The sequence below is a fragment of the Kineothrix sp. IPX-CK genome (assembly GCF_039134705.1).
Classification (GTDB): Bacteria; Bacillota; Clostridia; order Lachnospirales; family Lachnospiraceae; genus Kineothrix; species Kineothrix sedimenti.
On the sequence record NZ_CP146256.1, the window covers coordinates 597,503 to 615,378 of the forward strand.

Here is a 17,876-nt window from a genome sequence, read left to right on the forward strand (position 1 = left end):
GCTTCATTTGTTATTATTATTCGCGTAATAAAATTAACAAATTTGTAATAATTACATATGATAGCAGTAAGAGTAAGTGTTTTTTGCAGGAATATTTTGCATGGAGCATAAGCTTGGAGGGAATGAAATGTCAAGAAGCATAAAGCTGTTTTATAGGCTGTCAGGTATTATACTGGCAATTGTCATGCTGATGTCCATGGATATCAGGGCGGCGGCCGGCGAAAATACTACAGGCAGCAGGGAATATTTGGATTCACTTACCGTAGGAGTGGCCAGGATACTGGATCCCAGCACGGAAGCCAGAGTTGAGAGCAGTGTGTCGGAGAATTCGGCACAAGTATCCGCTGAGAGTGTTACTTCGGAAGAGTCTGTATTTAGTAGTACGGTTCAGGAAGAGAAGGCAGAGCCTGTCGAGCAAGAGCAACCGGAATCGAATCTCGTTATGGCGGATGTTCAGAACGCGTTGAATGTGCGGGCAGAGGCCAGCGAGGATGCGGAAAAGGTAGGATTGTTATACAAAGACTGCGGCGGTAAGATTTTGGAAAGAAGGGACGGATGGACGAAATTGCAGTCCGGCGATTTGGTAGGATGGGCCAACGATGAATATCTTCTTTTCGGTGAGGATGCCAAAGAGATGGCGGGAGAAGTAGGTAATCTTATCGTAACCATAGAGACGGATGCATTACGAGTACGTAGGGAGCCTAACACCGAGGCGGGCATATATGTGCTGATGGCACAGGACGATGAGCTGGATGTGATCGAGGTGGTGGACGATGACTGGATCAGTGTGGCATACGGCAATGAGATAGGCTATGTTTCATCTGAATTCGTGAATCTGGACTTCCACATCGACGAGGGTGAGACCGTCACCGCAATCAAGGCGAGGGAAAAAGCGGAGGCAGAAGCCAAGGCGAAGCTCACGACTAATCAAGGAGCTGTTGTGGTAGGTGCGGACGATACAAGACTTCTCGCTGCGTTGATTTATTGTGAAGCGGGGAATCAGGGCTACGAAGGACATCTGGCGGTAGGAGCCGTGGTCATGAACCGAGTAAGGAGCGGTGCATATCCGAATTCCATTACGGGTGTCATTTACGCTTCGGGCCAGTTCACTCCCGCGCTTAACGGGAAAGTAGCTAAGGTCTATGGAGGAAATATTCCGGAAAGCTGTATAAAGGCGGCGCAGGAAGCGATAGGCGGCGCATCCAATGTAGGAACGGCAACCCATTTCAAGAGAGCCGGCGCTCATGATGGAATCGTAATAGGAGACCATGTATTCTGGTAAGCGGCATTTTTCTGATTATAAGGTTTTGTGCGTACTCAATATGCACAAAACCTTTTATCTTATAGGAAGTACGTCCTATAAGATAAAAGCCCTTCGGGCAGGATGCGCAGCTGCGCGCGCGGAACAAAAGCTGTGCTGCCGAGGATTTGGCTGTGAGAGTGTGCGAAGCACACTTTTGTTATGTGTAAATGTAATATTGAATAAAACGCCGAAATATAGTAAGATATAAGAAAGTCATGGAAGGGAGACTGATTATGGATTACACTATTTTATGGCTTATTGCACTGGTTTTGTTTATAGTGGTTGAGATAGGGACGATGGGACTTACAACCATCTGGTTTGCAGGAGGTGCTCTCGTAGCAGTAATTGCCGCGGTTTTTGGAGCTCCGGTTGCTTTGCAGATAGTCCTTTTTTTAGCGGTATCTCTTGTGCTTCTTTATTTTACAAGACCTATTGCAGTAAGGTACTTCAACAAGGACAGGGTGAAGACGAATGCGGAGAGCCTTGTAGGAAGACAGGCAATTGTCACCAGCGAGATCGATAATCTGCAGGGGATCGGACAAGTGACTGTTAACGGGCTGGAATGGTCCGCACGGATGTCGGATGATAATGTGAAGCTGACAACAGGAAGCGTAGTGAACATAGTTGCTATTAACGGGGTGAAACTCATTGTTGACGAAAGGAAAGAGGAGAATTAATTATGGTAATATTAGCGATTGTTTTAGTCATACTTATTTTGGTCTTGGTATCCTGTATCAAGATCGTGCCGCAGGCAAGTGCGATTGTTTTGGAAAGACTCGGCGCTTATCAGAGTACATGGTCGGTAGGACTTCACTTCAAAGTGCCGTTTATCGATAGAGTAGCGAGGCGGGTAAACCTGAAGGAGCAGGTAGCAGATTTCGCTCCCCAGCCGGTAATTACAAAGGATAACGTAACGATGCGTATCGATACGGTAATATTTTTCCAGATTACGGATCCGAAGCTTTATGCATACGGAGTAGAGAATCCGATTATGGCTATCGAGAATCTGGCAGCGACGACGCTGCGTAATATCATCGGTGATATGGAGCTGGATCAGACGCTCACCTCCAGAGAAGTCGTTAATACGAAGATGAGAGCAACTCTCGATTCTGCCACCGACCCGTGGGGAATCAAGGTGAATCGTGTGGAACTTAAGAATATCGTTCCTCCTGCCGCTATTCAGGATGCCATGGAGAAGCAGATGAAGGCGGAACGTGAACGCCGCGAGGCCATTCTGAGAGCGGAAGGCGAGAAGAAGTCTACGATTCTCGTAGCGGAAGGCCAGAAGGAATCGGTGATTCTGGAAGCAGAGGCTCATAAGCAATCAGCGATTCTTGGCGCAGAAGCGGAGAAGATGAAGATGATCCGTGAGGCGGAAGGTGAGGCAGAAGCGATTCTTACGGTACAGAAGGCGACAGCGGACGGCATTCGCATGATACGCGAAGCAGGTGCGGATCAGGCAGTTATTACGCTTAAGAGTCTTGAAGCGTTTGCGAAAGCGGCGGACGGCAAGGCGACCAAGATTATCATTCCTTCTGAGATTCAAGGTGTGGCAGGTCTGGTTTCCTCCATTAAGGAAATCGCTGTGGATGGTACCATCGATTGACAAGGTCACACACGGTCGGATAAGGGCTAATTTTTGTTCCTGCTGCGTTACTTTCGCTCCGCGTACGTTTAGTACGCGTCGGTCAAGTGCCTTGCAGGGACGAAAATTTGTCCCTTTCCGACTCTTCGACCCTGACCATAGAGATTTGTTTGGTTTTCAAGGCGGACGAGTGAGGCGTACTGGACGTACGCCAATTGAGGACAACGATGAAAACCGGGCAAATCTCATGGTTCAGGGCATGTAAGACCTTGTAAATTGATGGTAACATTAGCAAATAAAACAAAGCTTATCAGTTCCGGTAGTTGGAAGAAAGTTTCCGGCTGCCGGAATTTCATAACGCTGTAAAATATTAAAACGAGTAAAGACACTGGTTTGGTACATTCAGGAGAGGCAGGAGGAACACATGGATCTAAAGGGACGTCATTTTTTGAAGCTGTTGGATTTTACGCAGGAGGAGATTACATATTTACTCGATTTATCGGCAGACTTAAAGGATAAGAAGAAAAAAGGAGTTTTGACCCAGTGGCATACAGGGAAGAATGTAGCGTTGATTTTTGAAAAAACAAGCACGAGAACGAGATGTGCGTTCGAAGTGGCAGCTCATGATCTGGGTATGGGAACCACTTATCTTGATCCGGTGGGCTCTCAGATTGGAAAAAAGGAGAGTATTGCAGATACGGCGAGAGTGCTTGGAGGCATGTACGAGGGCATCGAGTATCGCGGATACGGTCAGGAAATCGTAGAGGAATTGGCAAAGTATGCGGGGGTCCCTGTGTGGAATGGCTTGACTAACGAATTCCATCCTACTCAGATACTGGCGGATCTGCTGACCATCAGAGAGCACTTTGGCTATTTGAAGGGTATCAAATTGACTTATATGGGAGACGCCCGTTACAACATGGGAAATTCTCTTATGGTGGCCTGCGCGAAGATGGGAATACATTTTACAGCGTGTACGGCTAAGAAATATTTTCCTGAGAAAGCGTTGGTAGAAGAATGCCAAAGGCTAGCTGCGGCAACCGGCGCTACGATCGAACTGACGGAAAGCGTGGAGGAAGGAACGAAGAACGCGGATGTAATCTACACGGATGTGTGGGTTTCCATGGGAGAGCCTGCGGAGGTCTGGACGGAGCGCATCGAGGAGCTTTCGCCCTATCAGGTAAATCGTAAGGTAATGGAAAATGCCGGAGAAAAAGCGGTATTCATGCACTGTCTGCCTGCTTTCCACGATTTGAAGACGGTGATAGGAAAAGAAATGGGAGAAAAATTCGGCATTACCGAAATGGAAGTGACGGACGAAGTATTCGAGTCTGCGGCTTCTATCGTGTTCCAGGAGGCGGAAAACCGTATGCACACGATTAAAGCGGTAATGGCGGCGACGATTGGGGTTTTGGAATAAGTATGAAAACAGAGATTTTGACTCTCCTTAGGGAAAGTGAGGACTACGTTTCCGGGCAGGAGCTTTGCAACCGGTTCGGCGTGTCGAGGACAGCGGTCTGGAAAGTAATGAAGCAATTGAAGGAACAGGGCTATGTGATAGAGGCGGTCCAGAATAAGGGCTATAAGCTGAAGGAAAATCCCGATGTACTCACCTTAAGCGAATTAAAGAGCCGCATCCATAATAGATGGGCGGGAAACACGGTTTATTTTTATGAAGAAACCGGTTCTACCAATATCGATGCCAAGCGTCTTGCGGAGGAGGGAGCTCCCCACGGGACGGTTGCAGTTGCGGATAAACAAAATGCCGGAAGGGGAAGGCGGGGGAGGGTATGGCAGTCTCCTGCGGGAAAAGATATTTATTTTACTCTTTTACTGCGGCCTGATTTCGCCCCGGATAAGGCATCGAGCCTTACGCTCGTCATGGCGCTTTCCGTGGCTCAGGCGGTGGAGGCCTTCTGCGGGCTGACGACAGGAATCAAATGGCCCAACGATATTGTGGTAAACGGCAAGAAAGTCTGCGGAATCCTGACGGAGATGAATGTGGAGCCGGGCTATATCCAGTATGTAGTTATCGGTGCGGGCATCAATGTGAATCTGGCACAGTTTCCGGAGGAAATAACCGGGACGGCAACCTCGTTGTTTCTGGAGAGCGGGATGCAGTGGCCGCGTGCCGAGCTTTTGCAAAATGTATTGAAGCACTTTGAATATAATTATGAGAGTTTTCTGCAGACCCAGGATCTGACGGGGATTCGGGCCGAGTATGTGAAGCATCTTGTGAATGTGGACAAACAAGTACGGGTGCTGGATCCCGCAGGGGAATTTGAAGGAATCGCCAGAGGAATCGATTCGTCGGGAGAGCTTCTGGTAGAGAAGGAAGATGGGGAAATCGCAAGGATATATGCCGGAGAAGTATCGGTAAGAGGCTTGTTCGGTTATACCTGATACCGAAAAGCGTCCGGAAGAAATCTGTGAAAGGAGCACGTTTTATAGAAATGGAAGAAAATAGAATTGTTTTATGCGGTGCAAATTCTTATGAGCAGAAATATTATTTTAACGATAGGTTCGATGGGATTCCCAGTTCCATTAAGGACGAACTGCATATCATATGTGTGCTCTTCACCGAAGAGGTAGGAGGGATTTTCACGGTGGTATTCGAAGAGGACGGTACTGTTTTCCTTGAAACGAATTTTGCAGAGGACGATTTTCTGTATGATGAGATAAGCAGCGGACTGATGGTAGGTAAGATAAGAGGCAGCAGGCAGGAGCTATTCGAATCGTTAAGCCTTTACTACCGTATTTTTGTCCTGCAAGAGAAGCTTGATTTGGAAGAAGCATAAGAGAATGAGCAGGACCTTGAAAGGAGCATGGGTATAAATATGATACTTGTAATTGACGTAGGAAACACGAATATAACCTTTGGTGTATATAATGATAAGGAGCTTGTGACTACTTTTCGCATGACCACGAGGATGGAGCGCACTTCAGATGAGTATGGCATGAGCATTACAGAGCTTCTTAGAATCAATAATATAAGCAAAGCGGATTTGGAGGGAACGATTATCGCCAGCGTCGTTCCCAATATCATGCACGCTCTGATAGGCGGAGTATCCAGATATCTGGGAACTGTGCCGGTTATCGTAGGCCCGGGAGTGAAGACCGGAATTAAAATTATAACCGAAAATCCGCGGGAAATCGGACCGGACCGGATTGTTGATGCGGTAGCTGCATATGAGATTTACGGGGGACCGGTTCTGGTAGTGGATTTCGGTACGGCGACCACCTATGATCTCGTAACGGAGGACGGCTGTTTCGCGGCCGGCATCACAGCGCCGGGCGTTCGTATCAGCGCGAAGGCTTTGTGGGAGCATACGGCGAAACTGCCCGAGGTAGAGATTAAAAAGCCTAAGTCCATTCTGGCGCAGGAAACCATATCCAGCATGCAGGCAGGACTTGTATACGGGCAAATCGGACAGACGGAATATATCGTGGGTCAGGTCAAGAAGGAAAGCGGCTTTGACAATCTGAAAACAGTGGCGACGGGAGGGCTTGGCCGATTGATCTCGGAGGAGGCGGAGAGCATCGATATTTACTGCAGTACGCTGACCTTGGACGGACTGAGGATAATCTATGATAAGAACAGGAAATAAAAAATGGAAAGTAAATTAAGGCCTCTGCGGATAGGAGATGCCATACTGGAAAATAATATCATATTAGCCCCCATGGCAGGTGTTACCGACCTGCCGTTTCGATTGCTATGCAAGGAGCAGGGGGCCGGGCTTATATGTATGGAAATGGTCAGTGCCAAAGCGATTATGTATAATAACAAGAATACGGAAGAGCTACTTGAGATACATCCGGAGGAGCTTCCCGTTTCTTTACAGCTTTTCGGTTCGGACCCGCATATTATAAGCGAAATGGCAAAAAGGATCGAGGAGCGGCCATTTGCCGTGCTGGATATCAACATGGGCTGTCCGATGCCTAAGATCGTAGGAAACGGCGAGGGATCGGCTCTTATGAAAAATCCGGCATTGGTAGAGAAAATCGTAGCGGAGACGGTAAAAGCAATCAAAAAGCCGGTTACCGTAAAAATCAGAAAGGGCTTTGACGACGCTCACGTTAATGCGGTGGAAATTGCAAAGGCGGCGGAGGCAGCGGGAGCCGCGGCGGTAACGGTGCACGGACGGACGAGAGAGCAATATTATGCAGGAGAAGCGGATTGGGATATTATCGCCAAGGTAAAGGAAGCTGTTCGTATTCCGGTCATCGGAAACGGCGATGTGACTGACGGAGAATCGGCTGCGAGGCTGATGGAGCAAACCGGCTGCGATGGTGTGATGATAGGTCGTGCAGTTAGAGGAAATCCTTGGATTTTCAGGGAAATCAAAGCGTATTTACAAACTGGAGAGAAGCTTGCTTCTCCTGAGACTGCTCAGGTAAAAGAAATGATCCTTCGCCATGCAATGCTTCAGCTTAAATACAAGGGGGAATATATAGGCATCCGGGAGATGCGCAAGCATGTTTCCTGGTATGTGACCGGTTTTCCTTATGCGGCGAGATTCAGGCAAAAGGTGAATGAGATGGAAACCTTCGATGATCTGATGAGAGGCGTGGAGGCGATTTTTATGTAACAGGTAAGCACACTTTTGTTCTGCCGGGAAATTCACCGACAAATGTAATAAGGGTAAGTTGACTCTCATATGCTGTTTAAAAGTAATAAGCGCTGCGGCCGGTATTTTTATAAGCAGTCTTAGACTGGGAGAAATATGGAATCGGATAAGAAAACGATCGTGTATTTTCATCTGGAAAAAGGACAGAATGCGAAGAAGCATTTTTGGAACACTTTTCGGATGCCTTGCGTTAATATAGATATGGGAGAGGAATACGAACTTTTATTTTACAAGGTGCCGGAATTCTACGGCGGCGGACAGCCTTGGGATAAGCAAAGGCTCTTCGAAACATTGAGTGCACAGCTGGAGCAAACGGAGGCTTGGGATTATTATTTGCAGCCGGAGCTGAGTGTCCTGCTGGAAATGAAGGAAAAGCTTCCGCCGGAAATCTTACTCCATATGGTTGTGAAGCAAAATTTGTGCTGGGAGTATCTGTTCCTGATCGGATGGAATGCAGCGGATGACGAGTTTGGTGAGGAAGGTTCCTTTCAGAGGATGGATGCGATGGAGGAGCAGAGAAGAATCTTTGCCGTATTATTACAAAAATATTTGCCCCGTATCAATCACTTTACGGTAGTTACCGACAGACCGGAGATGTATATGGATTTTACGGATTATGTATATGAAGAATACGGAATTCCCGCTGCTTACGTAAACAAGCTGGAAAAACGCCTTGGTAAGAACAAAAAGACGGTGATCCTGGATGGAAGGCCACGCTATGTTCCCCCCTATGCTGCTATTCCTGAAGAGGCTTCGTATATTGATTTTTGGTCGGAAAATGAAAAGCGGAAGGTGCTGGAGAAGAAGCGGAAGGATATAAGGTATCTGTCAACAGTGAAATTCCTTGACACTCTCGCGAAAAATGGGTACAATACTAGAGTTAATCAGACCCATACTCATGCAGAGAAGAAGTAAAAATTGGTGGAAAACGAGTAAAGAGAACACTCGTAGGAAGGGTGACCCAAAATGGAAGAAAAGAAGAATATTTTGACTTATGAAGGTCTCAAGAAATATGAAGATGAGCTTCATGACTTAAAAGTAGTAAAAAGACAAGAAGTAGCGCAGAAAATTAAGGAAGCCAGAGAACAGGGCGATTTATCGGAAAATGCGGAATACGATGCGGCGAAAGACGAGCAGCGCGATATCGAAGCCAGAATCGAAGAATTGGAAAAAATCCTGAAAAATGCCGAGGTTGTAGTAGAAGACGAAGTGGATCTGGATAAGATTAACATCGGCTGTAAAGTAAGGATTATGGATATGGAATATAAAGAAGAATTGGAATATAAAATCGTAGGCTCCACCGAGGCGAACAGCCTTAAGGGAAAAATCTCTAACGAATCGCCGGTGGGAAAGGCATTGATCGGTGCAAAGGTAGGAGCATTAGTCAGCGTAGAAACGCAGGTCGGCGTATTGAAATATAAAGTGCTCGAGATTCAGCGCTCCAGCAATTAAAAAGTGTAGGGGCTGACAGAGAAAGTCGGGAGAAAAGGAGTGTCAGTAGTGGAAGAAACACAGAACGTACAAGGTCAGCAGCAGGAACAGGATATTAACCAGCTATTGAAAGTAAGAAGAGAGAAGCTTGCGATGTTGCAGGAAAGCGGAAAGGATCCTTTCCAGATTATGAAATATGATGTAACCCATCATAGCCTTGAGGTGAAAAATAATTTCGACACATTGGAAGGCAAAATAGTATCCATAGCAGGACGCGTTATGTCCAAACGAGTTATGGGAAAAGCTTCGTTTTGCAATGTGCAGGATTTGCAAGGCAATATCCAGTCATATGTAGCCAGAGACAGCATCGGGGAAGAACCTTATGCGGATTTCAAAAAATATGATGTGGGCGATATTGTCGGTATAGAGGGTGAAGTGTTCAAAACCAAGACGGGAGAAATCTCAATACATGCGGCTAAAATCACGTTACTTTCCAAGAGCCTTCAGATACTCCCGGAGAAATATCACGGACTTGTAAATACGGATATACGTTATCGCCAAAGATATACGGACCTTATTATGAATGAGGACGTAAAAGATACCTTCGTAAAGCGGTCTCAGATTATCAGCTCCATTCGCCGCTATCTGGACAGCCAGGGCTTTCTGGAGGTAGAGACACCCATGCTCGTATCCAATGCGGGCGGCGCGGCAGCCAGACCCTTTGAAACCCATTACAACGCATTGGACGAGGAGGTAAAGCTTAGGATCTCCTTGGAACTTTATTTAAAGAGGCTGATTGTCGGTGGAATGGAAAGAGTGTATGAAATCGGAAGGGTATTCCGCAACGAGGGTCTTGATACAAGACACAATCCCGAATTTACATTGATGGAGCTGTATCAGGCATATACCGATTATAACGGAATGATGGATCTGAGCGAGAATCTATACCGCCATGTGGCGAAAGAGGTTCTTGGAACGACGAAGATACAGTACGGCGATGTGGAAATCGATTTAGGCAAGCCGTTTGAAAGAATTACGATGGTGGATGCCGTTAAGAAATATACGGGTATCGACTTTGAACAGATAAAGACTACAGAAGAAGCGCGGAAGGTAGCGGATGAAAAGGGCGTTCACTATGAGAAGAGACATAAAAAGGGCGATATTTTAAGCTTGTTCTTTGAAGATTTCGTAGAAGAGCATCTGGTGCAGCCCACTTTCGTTATGGATCACCCCATCGAAATCTCACCGCTCACCAAGAAAAAGCCGGACAAGCCGGAATATACGGAGCGTTTTGAGCTGTTCATCACCTGTCGTGAGATGGCAAATGCGTATTCTGAGCTGAACGATCCTATCGATCAGCGCGAACGCTTTATCGCACAGGAGGAGCTGATAGCGCAAGGTGACGAAGAAGCTAACAGCATCGACGAGGACTTCTTGAATGCCCTCGAAATCGGAATGCCGCCTACGGGCGGAATCGGATTCGGCATTGACCGTATGGTTATGCTGCTTACGGATTCACCGGCGATCAGAGATGTTTTGTTGTTCCCGACGATGAAAAGTTTGGATAAATAAATCCAGTGTTTATGCGGGTTTGAAGGCTTTTGAAAACTGATTTGACAACAAATTGACAACAATTACTTCTTCAATTACGAAGAATAATAACTGATGATAAGTTGTTCGGAAAAAATCCGGCAATGTAAATGAGACCTAAAAGGGTCACTTTCTTGAAAGATAATTTCAGGAGAGTGGCCCTTTTTTGCGTTGCAGAATATTTGTTACATATCAAACCCAAGGAGGAACCCAAAATGGACGAACAGTATTACGACATTGAGCGAAGAACCGCAGTAAAGGAATCGGCACGAGAGCTGAGAAGGAAGTTTCTCAGATATAAGGATGCAGAGGTTGTCTATAGCATGACACATAAGAAGCTCTTAGAACTTGCCGGTAAGGCAGGTGCTATTTATAGGATTGATGGATATGTGTTATTGGACAGAGATATTTTTGATGAATATTTAGAGCAGTTTCATGAGCCACCTACGAAATAGCTGGCGGAAAGGATTTATATGGCAGGAAATGCATGGAAGTATTCACACAAGCTGGATGATGTTGATATGGAGTTTTTACAGCATGATTTTATCACGATTAAGCAGGGTGTGAATTATTACGGATTTAGTGAGCGACCGTTCCTTAGGATGGCCAAGGAAGCAGGAGCATATTACAAGATTGGCAAGATGGTAAGAATCAGAAGAGATTTATTTGACCGGTATCTCAGAAAAACAAGAAAGGTACCGAGAGTAGGAGGCAAATTATGTGCAAGGTTATAACCGTATCGAATCAAAAGGGAGGAACTGCAAAGACCACATCATGCGTGAATTTAGGTATTGGGCTGGCATCGGCTGGTAAAAAGGTGCTGTTGATTGATACAGACCCACAGGGTTCACTTTCTATCAGCTTAGGATATCCGGAACCGGATGAAATGGAGAATACACTGGCAACATTGATGATGAATATTGTAAATGATGAAGAATTTTGTTTAGAGGATGTTCTGATACATCATGAGGAGGGTGTTGATATTCTTCCGTCTAATATTGAACTTTCAGCGATTGAGGTCTCACTCGTAAATGTAATGAGCAGGGAGTTAATTCTCAGGCAGTTGGTGGAACGAGTAAGGGTTGCGTATGATTTCATCATTATAGATTGCATGCCGTCGCTTGGCATGATGACCATAAATGCACTTGCGTGTGCAGACGCTGTACTGATACCGGTGCAGGCTGCTTATCTTCCGGTAAAGGGATTACAGCAGTTGATTAAGACGATTAGCAGAGTAAAGCGTCAATTGAATCCGAAGCTTAAAATAGAGGGCATTTTACTTACAATGGTGGATTACAGAACGAATTATGCTAAGGATATCTGCTCTATGGTGTATGAGGCGTATTCTTCTTCTATTAAGGTATTTAAAACAGAAATACCGATGTCAGTACGAGCTGCGGAGATTAGCGCAGAAGGAAGTAGTATCTATAAGTATGACCCGAAGGGTAAAGCCGCTTATGCATATGGCGAGCTGACAAAGGAGGTTCTCAATGGCTAGTAGAGTTGGAGAAAAAATAAAGCTTACAAGTATAGATGAATTGTTATGTGTTCCAGAAACGAATGGAACGATTGAAATTGAATTGGGATTGATTTCGGCATTTGAAAATCATCCGTTTCGAGTAGTCGATGATGAAAAGATGGAGGAACTGGTAGAAAGCATCCGCCAGCAGGGAATTCTTTCGCCGGTGTTGGTGCGTCCTGATGATGAGGGTGGCTATGAAATGATATCTGGTCACAGACGACTGCATGCAGCTACAATCGTTGGGCTTAAGAAGATACCTGCCATTGTAAAGGAGCTTACGGATGACGAGGCAATCATTGCCATGGTTAATGCTAATCTGCAAAGAGAAGAAATCCTGCCGAGTGAAAGAGGGTTCTCTCTTAAGATGAAGATGGATGCCATGCGACATCAAGGCTCTTGTCGACATGATGTCGCCAAGTTGAGTGTGGTGGAAAGAAAGACAGCGACTATCGTAGGAGAAGGAAGCGGATTGACCGGACGAAGCGTTCAAAGATACATACGACTGACAGAACTGATTCCGGAGCTTTTGGATATGGTTGATACAAAAAGGCTGTCATTGGTAAATGGCGTTGATATTTCCTATTTTGATAAGGATGTTCAGAAGTGGCTGTACGAATATATAAAGGATAACGGAAACCTTAAGCCGGAGCAGATTGCGGCACTCAAGGAGCAACGTAATCTGGAAAATATGACACAGTATACGGTGATAGCAATTCTAAATGATGCACTTCCGAAAAAGAGTGCGGTTAAGAAAGTAAGCTTTTCTGAAAAGAAGTTATCGAAGTATTTTCCGGCAGATTATCCGGCATCAAAGTGTGAGCGTATTATTACGGAACTGTTGGAGAAATGGAAATTGGAGCAGGAGGCACAGGATGGCATTTAATTATTATAAGAAATCTGATGCAGGACAATTTAGTTTCATTCGTATTCCCAAGGCTTTAATGACAGAGGAGTCTTTTGACTCCCTGTCGCTTCAGTCAAAGCTATTGTATGGAATGTTGATAGACAGAATGGGTGCATCCTGCAAAAATCAGTGGATTGATGAAGAGAACAGAGTTTATATCGTTTATCCGATTCAAGAGATACAAAAGGACATGAAGGTATCCAAGCATAAAGCAATTGATTGTCTTTCGGAATTGGAGAACATCGGTCTTGTTGAAAAGAGGCTACGAGGGAACGGCAGACCTACGCACTTATATGTAAAAAATTTTGTATCTGCTTCCGTGTGAAGTGCAGAAATTGCACTCCAGAGAAAGGAGGACCAACATGGAGCAAAAAATACGATTTGATTATTTTTATGGAAAAGAAGCAGATACGTTTACCTTTTATAGAATACCAAAGCTGTTGTTTACGGAGCCGATGTTTAAAGGATTATCTAGTGAAGCAAAGATTTTGTATGGCTTGTTGTTGGACAGAATGTCTTTATCTATTAAAAACGGCTGGTTTGATGAAGAAGGGCGTGCCTACATATACTTTGCTATCGAAGATATCGCTGAATTATTAAACTGTGGTAAGAATAAAGCAGTACGTTCCTTACAGGATTTGGTGGATGATACCGGTATTGGTCTCATCGAAAAGAAGCGTCAGGGGCAGGGAAAATCCAATATTCTGTATGTGAAGAACTTTATAATAGAAGAGCAGAATGGTATTTCCGGTGATTCTGAGCAAAATACTACCGGTTCAGAAGTTTACTTTTCGACATTCAAGAATGTTGAAAAAGGGGATTCTAGGATACCCAAAAGTAACATTCAAGAAGTTTCATTTTGGGGAGCAAATAATAATAAAATGATATATAATAACATAAGTGATACAGAATCTAATCTTATCGTATCTGCTGAGACAGGATATGATGTGATGAGAGAATATGAGCAAATCATCAAAGAAAACATAGAGTTTGAATTATTGCTTGCTCGTAATCCATACGACAGAGAAACTCTGTTGGGGATAGTGGATCTTATGCTGGAAATGGTTTTGGCTAAAGCGGATGAAGTGGTTATTTCCTGCAATCGCTATCCAACGGAGCTTGTGAAATCCAAGATGCTTAAATTGAATTCAGCGCATATTGAGTATGTCTTGGATTGCATGAGAAAGAATACTACGAAAGTGAAAAACATTAAGAAATATTTGCTGGCTGCGTTATTTAATGCATCCACAACAATGGGAAGTTACTATCAGGCAGAAGTGAATCACGATTTTCCACAATATGCCGTTGCAAGATAAGGGAGTAAATGAAAATGAGGATATTGAAAAAAGTGTTATTATTTCCGGTACGGCTGGTGCTGATGTTTATAAATTTGCTATTAGACTTGTTTATGAGGGTAGAGAGCTTAGTCGCTGGAATAGGCGGGCTGTTTTTACTGGCATGCTTAATTTATTCGCTGATTAACCTGATCTGGATACATGTGGGGATACTTTTCGGCATTATTGTTGTTGGAGTGGTATTTGTGTTACTGACTGCGGAGATAAAAGTGGCGATTGAAATTTTGCTGGAGAAAATGGCGTGAATTGCAAAATGTCCACCAAATGTCTACCAAATGTCCACCAAGTGTCCATTTTCAAATGATTTTACCTATGTTATATTTATAATGGACAATCGAACGGGGAACACGAAAAGCCCCCACCGGTTGTCCTTGGCTTTTGCAAAAGAAAATATGGGAATTCAAAGCGTCAGCTTACAGCACTATGTTGTGGGTCTGGCGCTTTTGTTTTACCCGGGAACCGGAAGCGGGGATGACGATTTCTGCTTCCAATACAGATTAAGAAAGAACGAGGTAGACAGAATGAATAACGAAGAATTCAAAAATGAGTTTGTGGATGCCGTGAAGGAAGCACTTTACGAAAGAGGCAACGAGGTTGACATCAAAATCACCACTGTTGAAAAGATGAATGAAGGTTATGAAGCGATGACTGTTACTCCGGAAGGAAGTAATGTTGGTATGAATATGAATCTTGAGGTGTTCGCTGAGGCTTACGAAAGCGGTGTTCCTTTTGATGAAATCGTAGAGCAGGTTACACGCAAGATTGAAGATCATCTAGCTAATATGCCAACTTTCGATGTTGCACAACTCACTGATTATGAGCAGATGAAGGAAAGGCTCTCCATGGAAGTAGTTGCTCTTGACAGAAATGCAGATTTGCTTGCCAAGGTTCCTCATCAGGAGATGGAGGATATGGCAGTTGTCTACAGATTTGTGGTAGAGAGCGATGACAATGGCAGAGCTACAATGCTGGTCACGAATGACATCTTGGATAAGATGGGAGTTACACCGGAACAGCTTCATGCAGATGCACTTGAGAATGCACCGGAGCTTAGACCAGTAGTGATTAAGGGTATGAGCGAAGTCATGATGGAGATGATGGGACCTGATGCGGCGGATATGTTTGGACTGGCCGAAATGCCACAGGACGAAAAGATGTATGTCGCAACTGTGCCGGATAAAATTGCCGGAGCCGGAGTGATTGCATATCAGAACTTCATGGATGAAGCTGCTGAAAGACTTGGCGGTGACTTCTTTATCTTGCCGTCTTCTCTCCATGAAGTATTATTGGTTAGAGATGATGGCGAGGTCAACTACAGCGATTTAAAGGCTATGGTTGAGGAAGTAAATGCTACACAGGTTTCTCCGGAAGAGAAGCTTACTGATAGCGTATACCACTACGACAGCAAGGAGCATATTTTTGAACTTGCAGAGAAGTTTGAGGCACGCCAGAAAGATAAGGAAGCGGATATTACTTCTGAGAAGGAAGAAAAGGCTTCTGTTTTAGGAGACCTTAAAGCAAAGAAGGATGAGGTTGCAAAACAGCCTAAGAAAGAGACTGTGGAAAAAGCAACAAAGAATAAGGGCGAAGAGCTCTAATCATAAGTGATAAAAGCGTCAGCACTGGATATTAACTCTGGTGCGAGACGCTTTTTTATTGAGCAATGAATGGAAAACAGGAGGATTTATTCATGTCAAGAGAATATAACGTAGCTAAAACAATGACCAGTAATTATTCATCGGTAATCGGTAAAAAGGAGCCGTTGCCCCATCCACAGAACTGCAAGACGGAGTGCCCTTATGGCTATGGAAGAGCTTTCTGCTTTCCTTGCATGGCTAAGATTATGAGTGAGCATAATGCTGCGAAGAAAGCGGCAGCTTCAAATGCATAGAGATGACATTTGATTATTTTTATAAGGAGCAGTCGGAGCAGTATGCATTTTATCGCATTCCGAAGGCTCTTATAGTGGACGAAGAGTTTGCAGATTTATCTACAGATGCCAAGCTTCTATATGGTCTGCTGTTAGATAGGGTGTCTTTATCATCCAGCAGTGGATGGTTGGATGAATGTGGGAGAGTGTATATCATTTACACAATCAAGAGCATTCAAAGGGATATGTGCTGTGGTGTAAAAAAGGCAGTGAAGCTCTTAAAAGAATTAGAGGGGGCTGGTCTGATTGAAAAAGTAATTCAAGGTCAGGGGAAGCCTGCGCTTATTTATGTGAAGAACTTTAGTGGGGTATTGTTAAAAGGACAAGACAAGAGTTGTCAAAAGGACAATTCTGGGATTTCCCAAAGGACAACGCTAGAAGTGTCAAAAGGACAACCAAATAAGACTGAGAGTAATAATACAGAGTATAGTAATACGAATCCTATCCTATCCGTGGTGGATAAGGATGCGGATAAGGAAGAGAGAGATTCTTATTTCCAATACTTTTATGACCGCATAGACATGGATATTTTGTTGGAACGATATCCTTATGACAAAGAAGTACTGGAGGCAATATTTAATCTTGTGTTAGATGTAGTCTGCTCTAAAAGAAAGACAATTCGCATTGCCGGGGATGACAAACCGGTTGCTGTAGTAAAGGCTCAGTTTATGAAAATACATTCGGGGCATGTGGAGTATGTAATGGACTGTCTGAAAAACTGTTCATCGAAGGTTCGCAATATAAAGCAGTATATATTAGCGACGCTCTATAATGCCCCTTTAACTATGCAAAGCTATTATCAGGCATGGGTCAATAATGATATGGCTACAGGAAAATTTTACGGAGGTACAGATGAGAGAGATTGAAATTAGCATCCAGTTAAATCCGGTAGAGGATGGCGCAAGTTTTATTCCGGATAGAGTGATACGTAAGGATAAAGGTGCCTTAATTATTGGCACAAATGGAGAATTCCGTGTTGCTGAGGAAGAAGAGGCTTATGAACTTCTGGACAGATTGGCAGTAAATTGTGCTTCGGACTATATGGGCAGAACAGAATACTTAGTGATTTTTAATGCCAAAAAGGTGCTTTGTGTTGGGGGTACTAAATTTGTTGTTGGTTCTGTGATGATTGTAAAGGGAACGGATAGAGGTCTTGAATTCCTTGATGAAGAGGAAGTGGAAGAGGCAAAAGCGGAATTCATTAGCAGGCTGGCTGTATTGTGCGGTAGTGGCATTCAGTTTTCTGCATATGAAATTGGATAAGGAGGAGCATGAGAAATGAGTAGAACAATTCCCAGAGCGTATGTAACGGCTGCGTGGAGTAAAAATCCGGTAGAAGCAGAGGATGAAGCAAAAAAGTATTGCAGAGAGCTTGTAAAGGCAGGTTATCTTCCACTTTGCCCGGTATTGGCATTTAACGGTGTTATCAGTGATGAGGACCCGGATGCAGAGAAGAAACGCAGAGAAATGTCGGAGGATTTACTAAAAAGAGCAAGATTTTTAGTAGTATGCGGCGAGGTCATCAGTGATGAGGTAAAGGAAGAGATTTCCATTGCAAAGCATTCCAAGGTGATTCCCACAACGCTGTCCGGAATATTACAGTGTGGATAATGTACATCGGAAGGAGG

Annotated in this window: 22 protein-coding genes and 1 pseudogene; all 23 read left to right on the plus strand. The window is 44.4% G+C overall.

Annotation, left to right across the window (positions count from 1 at the left end; translation table 11 throughout):
• Positions 1–127: 127 nt before the first annotated feature.
• The 23 genes and pseudogenes from V6984_RS02700 to V6984_RS02810 all read left to right on the plus strand — a co-directional run bounded on the left by V6984_RS02700 (position 128) and on the right by V6984_RS02810 (position 17,859).
• Positions 128–1,282: a cell wall hydrolase gene (locus V6984_RS02700; RefSeq protein ID WP_342758276.1), complete on the plus strand. Its 1,155-nt coding sequence runs from the start codon at positions 128–130 to the stop codon at positions 1,280–1,282.
• A 254-nt stretch (positions 1,283–1,536) separates the two neighbouring features.
• Entirely contained in the window at positions 1,537–1,980 is a 444-nt protein-coding gene (locus V6984_RS02705) for an NfeD family protein (RefSeq protein WP_342758277.1), read from the plus strand.
• Between the two features lie 2 nt (positions 1,981–1,982).
• On the plus strand, positions 1,983–2,909 hold the full coding sequence (locus V6984_RS02710; RefSeq protein ID WP_342758278.1) for an SPFH domain-containing protein: 927 nt from the start codon (positions 1,983–1,985) through the stop codon (positions 2,907–2,909).
• Between the two features lie 403 nt (positions 2,910–3,312).
• Positions 3,313–4,308, plus strand: coding sequence for an ornithine carbamoyltransferase (gene argF / locus V6984_RS02715; protein WP_342758279.1), 996 nt, complete (start codon positions 3,313–3,315; stop codon positions 4,306–4,308).
• A gap of 2 nt (positions 4,309–4,310) precedes the next feature.
• Positions 4,311–5,291: a biotin--[acetyl-CoA-carboxylase] ligase gene (locus tag V6984_RS02720; protein ID WP_342758280.1), complete on the plus strand. Its 981-nt coding sequence runs from the start codon at positions 4,311–4,313 to the stop codon at positions 5,289–5,291.
• A gap of 26 nt (positions 5,292–5,317) precedes the next feature.
• Positions 5,318–5,686 (plus strand): DUF6145 family protein, encoded by a 369-nt coding sequence (locus V6984_RS02725; protein ID WP_342758281.1) that lies wholly within the window; start codon positions 5,318–5,320, stop codon positions 5,684–5,686.
• Positions 5,687–5,725: 39 nt separating this feature from the next.
• Positions 5,726–6,496 carry a type III pantothenate kinase gene (locus tag V6984_RS02730; protein ID WP_342758282.1) on the plus strand — a complete coding sequence of 257 codons (771 nt, stop codon included), beginning with the start codon at positions 5,726–5,728 and terminating at the stop codon, positions 6,494–6,496.
• A 3-nt stretch (positions 6,497–6,499) separates the two neighbouring features.
• Positions 6,500–7,477: a tRNA dihydrouridine synthase DusB gene (gene dusB, locus V6984_RS02735; protein WP_342758283.1), complete on the plus strand. Its 978-nt coding sequence runs from the start codon at positions 6,500–6,502 to the stop codon at positions 7,475–7,477.
• A 135-nt stretch (positions 7,478–7,612) separates the two neighbouring features.
• The gene (locus tag V6984_RS02740; RefSeq protein ID WP_342758284.1) at positions 7,613–8,431 is read left to right on the plus strand and encodes a hypothetical protein; all 819 of its coding nucleotides are present in this window, start codon (positions 7,613–7,615) and stop codon (positions 8,429–8,431) included.
• 51 nt (positions 8,432–8,482) lie between these two features.
• Entirely contained in the window at positions 8,483–8,968 is a 486-nt protein-coding gene (gene greA, locus V6984_RS02745; RefSeq protein WP_342758285.1) for a transcription elongation factor GreA, read from the plus strand.
• Positions 8,969–9,016: 48 nt separating this feature from the next.
• A pseudogene (gene lysS / locus V6984_RS02750) lies at positions 9,017–10,507 on the plus strand (lysine--tRNA ligase); the annotation flags it as partial.
• A 245-nt stretch (positions 10,508–10,752) separates the two neighbouring features.
• Positions 10,753–10,992, plus strand: a complete 240-nt coding sequence (locus V6984_RS02755) for a DUF6462 family protein (RefSeq protein ID WP_342758286.1) — start codon at positions 10,753–10,755, stop codon at positions 10,990–10,992.
• 18 nt (positions 10,993–11,010) lie between these two features.
• A complete protein-coding gene (locus V6984_RS02760) occupies positions 11,011–11,271 on the plus strand; it encodes a DUF6462 family protein (RefSeq protein WP_342758287.1) in 261 nt (86 codons plus the stop codon).
• Positions 11,256–12,035 (plus strand): AAA family ATPase, encoded by a 780-nt coding sequence (locus tag V6984_RS02765; protein WP_342758288.1) that lies wholly within the window; start codon positions 11,256–11,258, stop codon positions 12,033–12,035. The genes V6984_RS02760 and V6984_RS02765 overlap by 16 nt, the downstream gene beginning before the upstream one ends.
• Entirely contained in the window at positions 12,028–12,942 is a 915-nt protein-coding gene (locus tag V6984_RS02770; protein WP_342758289.1) for a ParB/RepB/Spo0J family partition protein, read from the plus strand. Before V6984_RS02765 ends, V6984_RS02770 begins: the two co-directional genes overlap by 8 nt.
• Positions 12,932–13,288, plus strand: a complete 357-nt coding sequence (locus V6984_RS02775) for a replication initiator protein A (protein WP_342758290.1) — start codon at positions 12,932–12,934, stop codon at positions 13,286–13,288. Before V6984_RS02770 ends, V6984_RS02775 begins: the two co-directional genes overlap by 11 nt.
• 37 nt (positions 13,289–13,325) lie before the next feature.
• The gene (locus V6984_RS02780) at positions 13,326–14,279 is read left to right on the plus strand and encodes a DUF6017 domain-containing protein (RefSeq protein WP_342758291.1); all 954 of its coding nucleotides are present in this window, start codon (positions 13,326–13,328) and stop codon (positions 14,277–14,279) included.
• A 14-nt stretch (positions 14,280–14,293) separates the two neighbouring features.
• A complete protein-coding gene (locus V6984_RS02785; RefSeq protein WP_342758292.1) occupies positions 14,294–14,563 on the plus strand; it encodes a hypothetical protein in 270 nt (89 codons plus the stop codon).
• 30 nt (positions 14,564–14,593) lie between these two features.
• On the plus strand, positions 14,594–15,916 hold the full coding sequence (locus tag V6984_RS02790; RefSeq protein ID WP_342758293.1) for a DUF5688 family protein: 1,323 nt from the start codon (positions 14,594–14,596) through the stop codon (positions 15,914–15,916).
• Positions 15,917–16,008: 92 nt separating this feature from the next.
• Positions 16,009–16,209, plus strand: coding sequence for a hypothetical protein (locus V6984_RS02795; protein WP_342758294.1), 201 nt, complete (start codon positions 16,009–16,011; stop codon positions 16,207–16,209).
• Positions 16,210–16,211: 2 nt separating this feature from the next.
• The gene (locus tag V6984_RS02800; RefSeq protein ID WP_342758295.1) at positions 16,212–17,114 is read left to right on the plus strand and encodes a DUF6017 domain-containing protein; all 903 of its coding nucleotides are present in this window, start codon (positions 16,212–16,214) and stop codon (positions 17,112–17,114) included.
• Complete coding sequence (locus V6984_RS02805; protein WP_342758296.1) at positions 17,101–17,511, plus strand: hypothetical protein; 411 nt, start codon at positions 17,101–17,103, stop codon at positions 17,509–17,511. The genes V6984_RS02800 and V6984_RS02805 overlap by 14 nt, the downstream gene beginning before the upstream one ends.
• A 15-nt stretch (positions 17,512–17,526) precedes the next feature.
• Positions 17,527–17,859: a hypothetical protein gene (locus V6984_RS02810; RefSeq protein ID WP_342758297.1), complete on the plus strand. Its 333-nt coding sequence runs from the start codon at positions 17,527–17,529 to the stop codon at positions 17,857–17,859.
• The last annotated feature ends 17 nt before the right edge of the window (positions 17,860–17,876 follow it).